Source organism: Brassicibacter mesophilus, assembly GCF_050433385.1.
GTDB classification, from domain to species: Bacteria; Bacillota; Clostridia; order Tissierellales; family Proteiniboraceae; genus Brassicibacter; species Brassicibacter mesophilus.
The window spans coordinates 101,010-111,076 of the sequence record NZ_JBNPXI010000014.1; the positions used below are offsets into that span (position 1 = coordinate 101,010).

At 31.0% G+C, this 10,067-nt stretch carries 11 protein-coding genes; all 11 read left to right on the forward strand.

The genetic code is table 11. The features are described from left to right. The first annotated feature begins 7 nt into the window (after positions 1–7). The 11 genes from htrA to HNR33_RS14780 all read left to right on the forward strand — a co-directional run bounded on the left by htrA (position 8) and on the right by HNR33_RS14780 (position 9,975). Positions 8–1,267 carry a serine protease HtrA gene (gene htrA, locus HNR33_RS14730; RefSeq protein WP_429084690.1) on the forward strand — a complete coding sequence of 420 codons (1,260 nt, stop codon included), beginning with the start codon at positions 8–10 and terminating at the stop codon, positions 1,265–1,267. Positions 1,268–1,436: 169 nt separating this feature from the next. Continuing rightward, the gene (locus tag HNR33_RS14735; RefSeq protein ID WP_429084692.1) at positions 1,437–1,604 is read left to right on the forward strand and encodes a CxxH/CxxC protein; all 168 of its coding nucleotides are present in this window, start codon (positions 1,437–1,439) and stop codon (positions 1,602–1,604) included. A 106-nt stretch (positions 1,605–1,710) separates the two neighbouring features. Beyond that, positions 1,711–2,190 (forward strand): 23S rRNA (pseudouridine(1915)-N(3))-methyltransferase RlmH, encoded by a 480-nt coding sequence (rlmH, locus tag HNR33_RS14740; protein WP_429084694.1) that lies wholly within the window; start codon positions 1,711–1,713, stop codon positions 2,188–2,190. Between the two features lie 271 nt (positions 2,191–2,461). Further along, complete coding sequence (locus HNR33_RS14745; RefSeq protein WP_429084696.1) at positions 2,462–2,881, forward strand: helix-turn-helix domain-containing protein; 420 nt, start codon at positions 2,462–2,464, stop codon at positions 2,879–2,881. Between the two features lie 492 nt (positions 2,882–3,373). Next, the gene (locus HNR33_RS14750) at positions 3,374–4,336 is read left to right on the forward strand and encodes a helix-turn-helix transcriptional regulator (protein WP_429084698.1); all 963 of its coding nucleotides are present in this window, start codon (positions 3,374–3,376) and stop codon (positions 4,334–4,336) included. A 110-nt stretch (positions 4,337–4,446) separates the two neighbouring features. Next, positions 4,447–5,076, forward strand: a complete 630-nt coding sequence (locus HNR33_RS14755) for a type 1 glutamine amidotransferase family protein (protein WP_429084700.1) — start codon at positions 4,447–4,449, stop codon at positions 5,074–5,076. 482 nt (positions 5,077–5,558) lie between these two features. Continuing rightward, positions 5,559–6,185 carry a DUF6273 domain-containing protein gene (locus HNR33_RS14760; RefSeq protein ID WP_429084702.1) on the forward strand — a complete coding sequence of 209 codons (627 nt, stop codon included), beginning with the start codon at positions 5,559–5,561 and terminating at the stop codon, positions 6,183–6,185. A gap of 109 nt (positions 6,186–6,294) precedes the next feature. After that, positions 6,295–6,561, forward strand: coding sequence for a hypothetical protein (locus tag HNR33_RS14765; protein WP_429084704.1), 267 nt, complete (start codon positions 6,295–6,297; stop codon positions 6,559–6,561). A gap of 799 nt (positions 6,562–7,360) precedes the next feature. Then, entirely contained in the window at positions 7,361–7,831 is a 471-nt protein-coding gene (locus HNR33_RS14770; RefSeq protein WP_429084706.1) for a GNAT family N-acetyltransferase, read from the forward strand. A gap of 363 nt (positions 7,832–8,194) precedes the next feature. After that, complete coding sequence (locus tag HNR33_RS14775; protein WP_429084708.1) at positions 8,195–9,037, forward strand: hypothetical protein; 843 nt, start codon at positions 8,195–8,197, stop codon at positions 9,035–9,037. A gap of 596 nt (positions 9,038–9,633) precedes the next feature. Then, positions 9,634–9,975: a helix-turn-helix transcriptional regulator gene (locus HNR33_RS14780; protein ID WP_429084710.1), complete on the forward strand. Its 342-nt coding sequence runs from the start codon at positions 9,634–9,636 to the stop codon at positions 9,973–9,975. Positions 9,976–10,067 lie beyond the last annotated feature (92 nt).

Sequence of the window (10,067 nt, forward strand, 5' to 3'; positions counted from 1 at the left end):
GAGAACTATGGACGATCAAAACAATAATGAAGAGATTAATAAAAGTGAGCAAGATGGTCAAATTAACTTTCAACTTGTTAATGAGAATAGAGAAGACTCATTTTCGCCCTATTTTGTCAATAGACCTGATTATGAAAGGAAAAAAAAGAGAAATAAAAAGAGAAGCTTGTTTTCATATTTTATAGTTGCACTAGTTGCAGCATTAATTGGTGGAACAGTTTCAGCATATATAGCCCCAGTTTATTTGTATGGAAAGATAATACCCTTACCTGAAATATATAAGTCACCTAACGTTGGAGAGAAGATTAATATAACAACTAGTGAAGACATAAACACTGTAAGTGCAGTAGCAAAAAAATCCATGAAATCAGTGGTAGGTATAACAACTGTTGAGACTGTTAGAGACTTTATATGGGAAAGACAGGTGCAAGGTGTTGGTTCAGGTGTAATAGTAGATGCTAGAGGATATATACTCACAAACTCTCATGTTGTTGGAGACAATAAAGCTGATAGAATAACAGTTCTATTTGAAAATGGAGATAAAAAAGTGGGAAGAGTGTTATGGCATGATCCAAACTTAGATTTAGCCATAGTTAAAGTTGATACGACAAATCTACCAGTAGCCGACTTTGGTGACTCTGACGTTCTTCAAATTGGTGAACTTGCAGTGGCTATAGGAAATCCACTTGGACTTGAATTTCAGAGGACTGTTACTTCTGGAATCATAAGTGGATTAAATAGAACAATACCTATAGATCAATATAATAAAATGGAAGACTTAATACAGACAGATGCATCTATAAACCCAGGTAATAGCGGAGGGCCACTGTTGAATGCAAAGGGAGAGGTCATAGGGATTAATACAGCAAAAATTTCTACAGGAGAAGGACTAGGGTTTGCTATACCTATAAATGTTGCCAAACCAATAGTAGAGCAATTGATTAAAGATGGGAAATTTGTGCCTGTATATATTGGGATACAAGGAACGGACGTAAGCAGATATGAACAAGCGCTAGGAATAGACTTAAAAGCTGATTATGGAGTGTATATAGCAGAGATTATTCCGAACTCTCCTGCGTCTAGCAGTGGACTTCAGCCAGGAGATGTATTGATTAGCATTGATGGTAAAAAAGTAGAGTCATATAAAAGTTTAAAAAAGGTATTATACCACTATAAACCAGAAGACAAAGTAAAAGCAGTAATAATGAGAAATGGCGAGAATATAGAAATAGATATTGTATTAAAAGAAAGCTCACTTACTCAATAATATCAAAAGGCTTGACAATGAAATGTACTTGTCAAGTCTTTGTTTTATACATAATAAAATAAAGGTTTTTGAAAATACTATATGTATATATATGAAAACATGATATTATTTTTATATAGGTCTATAGAATTCTAATTATGCAAAAATCCAAAAGAGCTGGAGTGATAATATGTACGTAGTATGTAATGAACATTTAGATGTTGCTATAGAAGAGTTTGTGGATACATATGAGCAGTCACCAGATATATATGAACTTGACAAGGTAAGCTTTACCGACTGGACAAGTCCGCATACATGCGAGTTTTGTGATAGGTTACCAAAATATTTAGTTGTATAAAGATAGAGTTTTGTAACTAAATATCAAATTAAGATGGTAAATTGACTCATTTTGTATGACTTAATAGCTAGACAAGCTATGAATATTCTTACTCAGGAGGAAGCTAATGAATATAACAGTAATCTCAGTAGGTAGAATTAAAGAAAAGTTTATGCTTGACGGAATAAAGGAGTACTCAAAAAGGCTATCTAAATACTGCAAGCTAAAGTTTATAGAAGTAGATGATGAAAAAGCACCTGAAAATTTAAGTGAGACTGAAATGAAAATGATTAAGACAAAAGAAGGAGAAAAAATCCTAAATAAAATAAATTCTAATACATATATAATCTCACTTGCTATAGATGGAAGTTCTCTATCATCTGAAGATGTATCCTATAAGCTTGATGAATTAGCTTTAAATGGGCAAAGCGACATAACCTTCATAATAGGGGGCTCATTGGGACTATCAGATGAGATTCTCAAAAAAAGCCACTTCAAACTATCTTTTTCAAAAATGACATTCCCACATCAATTAATGAAGTTAATATTACTAGAACAGATATATAGAGCATTTAGGATAAGCAGGGGTGAACCGTACCATAAATAACTGCGGTTTTCTTTCTGTATAAGTATTTACAATGTTTAAAGTGATTTTAATAATTAGGTTTTATTATAGTTTTCATAATAATGAAGTTCTGAAAAAGAACAGTTATAAATGTAATTAATAGACATGTTTATAAAGTTAAGGAATAGAGATTATAGATATAATTTCTTTACTAAACTATAATTCTACTTTTAGTTTACTTTTATATACTTATTGTTTCTTGTGTTGAGATAGATTTTAGATTATGATTTTTCTCAAAGGGGGTACATATTAAATGAAGAAAGAAAATATCGGGTCAATAATTTCAAACTTAAGAAAAGAAAAAAACATGACACAAATTGAGTTAGGAAAAAAACTAAATGTAACAGATAAAGCAGTTTCAAAATGGGAACGTGGCATATCTTGTCCTGATATAAATACAATTCCCCAACTTGCAGAAATACTGGGTATCAGTCCTAATGAACTAATGGGATATACTGAGAAGAGCAATTGTGATAAACAGATAGTGAAAAAGGAAAATATTAAAAATATAATATCACTCATATTAAAATCTGTAGGTATGTCTATGGGTATAGCATCACTTACACTTCTGATTATTAAAGAGAATATAGCAAATGAAACAATTTTGACTATGTTATCTATAGGAGTAACTTGTTTTGGTATTGTTTCTTTAAGTGAAGGCAAGGAGAAATAGTAAGATATATATTTTATTATAATAAAAATAAAAGGAACTTAGCAGATATCTGGATTTGATTAATATATATTGACGGAAAGGTTCTGATGATACATTGAAGACATTCTAATTAAATAATCTTTACTAAATAAAAACCACAGTTACAGCGATACGGTGAACCGTACCATAAATAACTGCGGTTTTTTGATGGAAGTATTGAAAATGCTGGGATGTATAAGATTTTATATATTTGTTTTCATAATTATTAACTGATATGAAGCAAGGAAAATAAGACTATATGCTGAGGTGAGTTTATTTGAGTTATGATCTGTAGACCATATCATAACTCAAATATAAATATAACAAAGCAATAGAGGTAGTGATATTCATATCCAATTAGTAGCAAAGCAACGCCCGTGTTTTATGTGGCATTTAATGGAAAAAGCAATGAATAGATTGTCTGAGTCCTTTCCAAGAAAAATTTTCTTAAGAAGAATAGAAAGGAAGTGAAATATGACAAAAATTGATAATATGATGGCGATTCTATGGATGCTTAAGTCTGGTAGAAAAATTACTGCAAAGCAAATAGCTGAAAAGCTAGAGATTAATATAAGGACTGTATACCGTTATATTGATAAACTTTCAGCTAGCGGTGTACCTATTATATCTGATACAGGTCATAATGGAGGGTACACCTTATTGAATAATTTTATTGAAACTCCTCTCTTCTTTGATGTTACGGAGCAAACCGCACTGCTTCAGGCCGCTGTTTTTGCAAAAGAAGCGGGATACTTTTTTAGTGAGGAACTAAACAGAGCAACATTGAAACTAAAAATGTATTCAAATCAAGAGCAGGAAAGAGTATTGAAGCAACATTTAGAAGGACTTGAAGTAATAAGTTCAATTGGAAAGTCAGCTCTAGAGGCAGTGTTGAGGAAACTGGAGAAGAATGTAGTCAATGAAGTATCTATAGAAATTGAGTATCATACAAGTCAAGAAGCTCAATCAAAGTGTAGGATTGTTGACCCATATGGAATAGTTTACTGGAATAATAAATGGTATATTATTGCATTTTGTCATACTAGAAATGAAATCCGTAGTTTTAGAGTAGACCGAATTATAAATATTAAGGAAACAGAAATCAAGTTTAATCGTCCAAAAGGTTTTTCAGCAGCTAAAAATTTTATGGAAAAACTAATACCATCAGTAGAAGATGAAAAAGAGCTTATGCATTTAGTGGTCGGTGGTAAGACAAGTGCGTTGGATAACTTATGTCAGCATTGGTTTTTGGGACATCAGTTTGAAGAACGAACTTCAGATAAAGCTATATTTCTACTTCAAGAGGAAATAATTCATAAGTACGTACCGTATTTGCTTTTACCTTATGGGAAATCTATTCAAGTAATTGAACCATTAAGTTTAAAGCAAAGAATTGTTGAAGTTCTAGCAGAATTAATAAAATATTATCAAGTTTAATAACTTCACTGACCGAAGCTGTCAGTGAAGTTGTTTTATAATTAGGATTATAAATAGGAATGCTGGTTTAAATAAATTGTATCAATTAGTTATAGAAGGAGCGTATGTATATGAACAGAAAAAAAGTATATCTTTATGTATTTAACACAATGTCAGATTGGGAAATAGGTTATTTGACGGCTGAACTAAACTCAGGGAGATATTTTAAGAAAGGATTGCAGCCTTTAACAGTGATTACAGTTGGAAGTGATAGAGATCCTATTACTACAATGGGAGGATTAAAAGTAATACCGGAAATTTCTCTTGATGAGTGTAATCTTGAAACCACAGATGTTTTGATTCTACCAGGTGGATTTACATGGACAGAATCAATTCACAATACTGTATTGGAAAAAACTGAAAAAGCTTTGTTGCAAGGAACTGTAGTTGCAGCAATTTGTGGTGCGACATTAGGCCTTGCAAAGAAGGGGTTACTAGATTCTCGAAATCACACAAGCAATGACTTGGGATTTCTTAAAATGGTAGTTCCAAATTATACAGGTGAAAAATATTATAAATTTGAACCATCAGTAATAGATGAAAATTTAATTACTGCATCTGGAATAGCACCACTGGAATTTACGATACAGGTATTGAAAGTACTAGATGTTCTAAAGCCAGAAACATTACAGGCTTGGTATAATGTGTATAAAACACATGAACCCAAATATTTCTTTGAACTAATGGATTCTATAAAGTGACCAACTAAACCTTGGCATATAGAAATACATCTATGAATCTTGAAAATTCAATACTCTTTGATGATAAAAAAGCATTAAACCTAGTATTTTTGGTATGAGAGTCGAAAGGCACTGTTCCCTTTGACTCTTTTCTTATACAGAAAAACCGCCGATATAACGATATGAAGAACCGTACCATAAGTAAATGCGGTTTCTACTAAAATTGGATAATTGAAAATAAGAGATAATACGTAGAATATAAAGTTCCTTTGCCATAAGTTGTAATGTGGTTGAGAAATTTTTCTATTTAAATGATTTACCAAATGATTTATGTGAGATATAATTATATATAATAATTACTAATCAATTCATAGAAAATGTAAATTAATAGTGGTAAGACTAACTGTTAAATAGTAATTTGTCGCGAAGATAATGAGCATTTGTTCTTGTAGGCGCATTGAAACATAACTACAGAAAATTTATATTATACGAGGAGAAAGAGAATGAGGGAGTTTAATATCGGCTCAATCGTGCCATTTGGCGGTTATCATTGGCGCATTCTTGATATACAAGGCAATGCGGCCTTGATTATAACTGAATATATGATCGAACAACACCCCTATAATAATTGCGCTGGTGATGTGACATGGGCTGACTGCTCGTTAAGAAAATATCTTAACGGTGAGTTTTATAACAAATTCACCGCGGCCGAACAGTCAAGAATCATTCCGGTATTGAACAAAAACCACGACAATCAGTGGTACGGTTCAAAAGGCGGAGAAGATACTCGGGATTACATATTTCTTCTAAGCATTGAAGAAGTAGTGTGCAAATATTTCGGTGACAGCAGTAAAAACCTTGAAAACCGCAGCGCTAAACAACGATACTGGTTTCAAAGGAAAGACAAAAACAACAACAAGCGAAGATCGACATTCGATGGGTATGTATGGTGGTGGTGGCTTCGGTCGCCCGGGCGTGACAATAGAAGAGCCGTATATATCCACGGCGACGGCAATATAGGCATTCAGGGAAACGGCACCTTCCGCTACAGCAGCAACACGATTCACCCTTCAACAGGCGACAACGGCGGCGGAGTTCGTCCCGCTCTGTGGCTGAGCTTGGAATTATAAATCTTGGGGCACTTTTCAAGTGGTTCGATTATAATTACAACATAAATGACATCAATGTAAAAGAGAAAATTAAATATGTAGAAAGAAAGATGAACAACGTAAAAAAATATTGGATGATCTAATAAGAAATACAGTTCATAAAGTATTTATAGTTTCGTGGACTGATTCATATGATTATAGTTGGTTAGATGAATTTGGAATGAATAGAACAGTTGTATTTGATGCAGAGGAAGAAGACCCAGCTTATCATGGTAGAGTACTGTTTTTAGAGTTAGCTAAAGATGAGGAAGAGGATGATATGCTATATCTATTATTAGATAATGAAAAGCAATTTAGTATAGGTATAAGTTATATAGTAGATATAGAAGAACTGTAATTATAAGTAAAAACCTCACTTGGAAGTGATACGGAGAACCGTACCACAAATAACGGCGGTTTTCTATTGAAATCATTGTAAATACAAGGTTGTAGGAAATTCCATATAACTATATTTTGTGTATAAGTTTTTATAGAACGAAGAAAATGAGGATATATCTTAGGTCTAGCTAATTTGGGTTATGGAAAGGTTCTAAAAAGACGCACCATAACCCAAATTAAACATAGAATTATAATTATGTACTAATTATCGCTATTAAAAAAATATATATGTACCTTCTTTTAAAAACATGTACTTATATATGCTATATTCCTTATAATAAATTACTTAACAACCAAGGGTCCAGTTCCCTTGGTTGTTTCTTCTCTTGCAGATAGATGTAAAACAAAAAACTTAGATACATCTTAATAGGTGAAAAATGCTTTTTATCACTTTCTAATTTCTAATATTATAAATAAAAATAAGTGTTGGTCTTATTCCCCAACACTTTGATAATTTTGTCTACACTTAACCCTACACAGTATCATAAATTTAATTATAAGTCTATTCTTTTCGTTAAAAAGTGATAAGCTTATTACGTAGATAAAATTACTAGTAAGCATACCTAATAATATTGAGGATGAAGTAAATATAACGTTATATATATGGATTTTCTTCTTGTTAATAACAACAAAGGCTTCTATAAAATTTTTCAAATATAGGAAGCCTTTGTTGAAACTCATTTAAGTTCAAATCAATACTAAGGAATTTTATTTCTTATGGGTTATAAAAAATATCTTGATAAAGGAAGGGAGAAATAATGAAAATCAAATTAGTGTCATTAATAGAAGAGCATGCAAAAGAAATAAGTCAGTGGCGATATGAAGAACCCTATTCAGTATATAATTATATTGACTGGAATACTATGTTTACATTAGGTTGGGGTATTACCCAAAAAGAAAAGAGAGAAAAAGAATTTTTGGCTGTAGTTAATGAAAGAAAAGAACTATTTGGATATATAAGATTGGTAGAAAAAAGAGATGGTATAATGATTGGTATAGGATTAAGACCAGATTTATGTGGAAAAGGTATTGGTCAACAGGTTATGATGTTGTTAAAAGAAGAGAGTATGAAAAGGTATGGAAATAAGAAAATAATACTTGAAGTAAGGTCTTTTAATAGTAGAGCTATCAACTGCTATAAAAAAGTTGGATTTACTGAAACAGATAGATATATAAGAAACACCTCTAAAGGTGAAGCAGAGTTTATTAAAATGATAAGTTTTAATTGATAATACCAAGATATAGGGATGTTTCAAGTTTTTTGGATACCTACCTCAAAAAATAGTAAATAGCATGGAGAAGTTTAGACTGATATTAAACTAGAAAATTACGTTATGTCAAATGAAAAAAACTATAGCCTGTTTCAATAAAGAAATATAAAAATGTTTAAGGAGGTATTTATATCAAATTACACATGGTCTATAAAAATACAAAGTGTTTTAGGACTTGATTTAAGTAGATAAATAAGGTTTAGAGATGATAGAAAGGACTTGAAATTGGACTAGAGTAAAATAATGACAAACTTACAAGTGAAGAGATAAGTAATTTTTAGGAGGAAAATAAATAGGGATTTGAGGGGGATATAGTAAGATATGCAAAAAAATAGAACACGTAATGAATTAAGAAATCTTGTTATTAAATCATTCTCAAAAGAAGTTGAGATAAACTCAATATATTTCTTCGGTAAGGAGGTTAATAATAAATCAGATGAATATTCTGATATTGATATGATTATATGTTCGAACGATTTAGCAAAAACACAGTCAAAATATTTAGAAATACTCAATGACATTTCACCAATCATCGGTTTATATCTTCTAAATAGTACAGAAAATGATTTTTCTCAAATGGTGATGTTAAAAGATTTCTCACCGTACCAAAAGATAGATTTCTCTGTTACTGATAGTATTGAGACAAAAAAATTAGCTGGTTTTGGTCCCTTTATTTCTATCTATAAAGACAATTCACTTACTGCCAAAGTTAATTCAAAACTAGACATAATCAAACAAAATAATGTAAAGAATCAACTTGATAATTTTTTATTTACTGTACCTCGATTTACGAAATGTCTTTTCAGAAAAGATTACGATATGTATAGACGATGGAAGCACATAAGTGATTATACTATCGTGTTAATGTACGAAAAGTATTTTGGTTGGGAAGAAAAAACTTCAAAGAAGCAAGTGCCTGTAAAAGAATTATCTAAACTGAATAAAGTAATAAGCAACGATGAAAAAGAAATATTAAATAGAATATTTCCCTCTTCTGGTATTGTGAACATAGCAGAAAGTTATAAATTATGCATAGAATATTTAATAACTTTGTGCAAACAGAAAGCTGATTACTTTAAAGTTGAGCTAAATGAAGATTTTATTCTATACATAGAAAGATTTCTACATTCAGAAATAACGCGGTATATTGAAACTATACAATGAAAAGCTTGCATGGTTTAGAAGAACTGTTGGTAAATGTGAATTAATAAAACCGCACTTTGGTGCGTTACGGCGAACCACACCATAAGTAAGCGAGGTTTTTGTAAAACTATTGATAACACAAGATTTTAGGCAGTATCGTTGATGAATTAAATAATATTAATCTCATTTCAACTTGAATATATGAAAGCTAGCAGAGATATACCGTAGCAAAAGTGATGAGGAGCTATCCAGCCATGGAGGCTCCTCTTTCTCGATATTTTAGATTATGGATTTTATATTTTAACATTATAATTTAATACAAGGACATGTTTTTTCATGATATGACAGATATATCTTCGGGATATGAAATGTTTCTGAATTTGAAGATCTTTTTTGATGTTGCGAATTCCATAGTATTCTTTCATAGTGTAGTCATCTTTACGAGGCACGCTATGGATTGCTTGAGAAAAAGGATACTTCTTATTATGTGGGCAACGACGCATTAAAATTGATTGGAAAATCATGAATAATAAATAAGCAGTTCTAATTTACTGAAATTCGTTACCATTTGTCAAGTAGCACTATAAAAAATATATATATTGAATCGAGGTGAGATGATGAAGATTGAAAGATTGTTAGGAATATTATTTTATATAATAAATAGAGATAATGTTAGTGCAAATAGTTTAGCTGAACATTTTAATGTTTCTAGAAGAACAATTCTTCGTGATATAAATACATTGACGTTAGCAGGGATTCCAATTTATTCTGAAATAGGGTCCAAAGGTGGTTATTCAATTAATCCTGATTATAAGTTGAATGAAAAAATAATTGGAAATGTCAACTCTGAATATATTCTACTTGCTTTACAAAGCTTAAAAAGTGTTTATGGTGAAAGAAAGGTTCATGAAACATATGAAAAAGTAAAACATATATATTCTGATAAAAATAATAATTAACCTGATGTGCTAGTAGAATTACATCAAGATAAATTTACCAATTTATTTTTAGAAAAAAATATGCTTCTTATAAACTATTACTGGATATATTA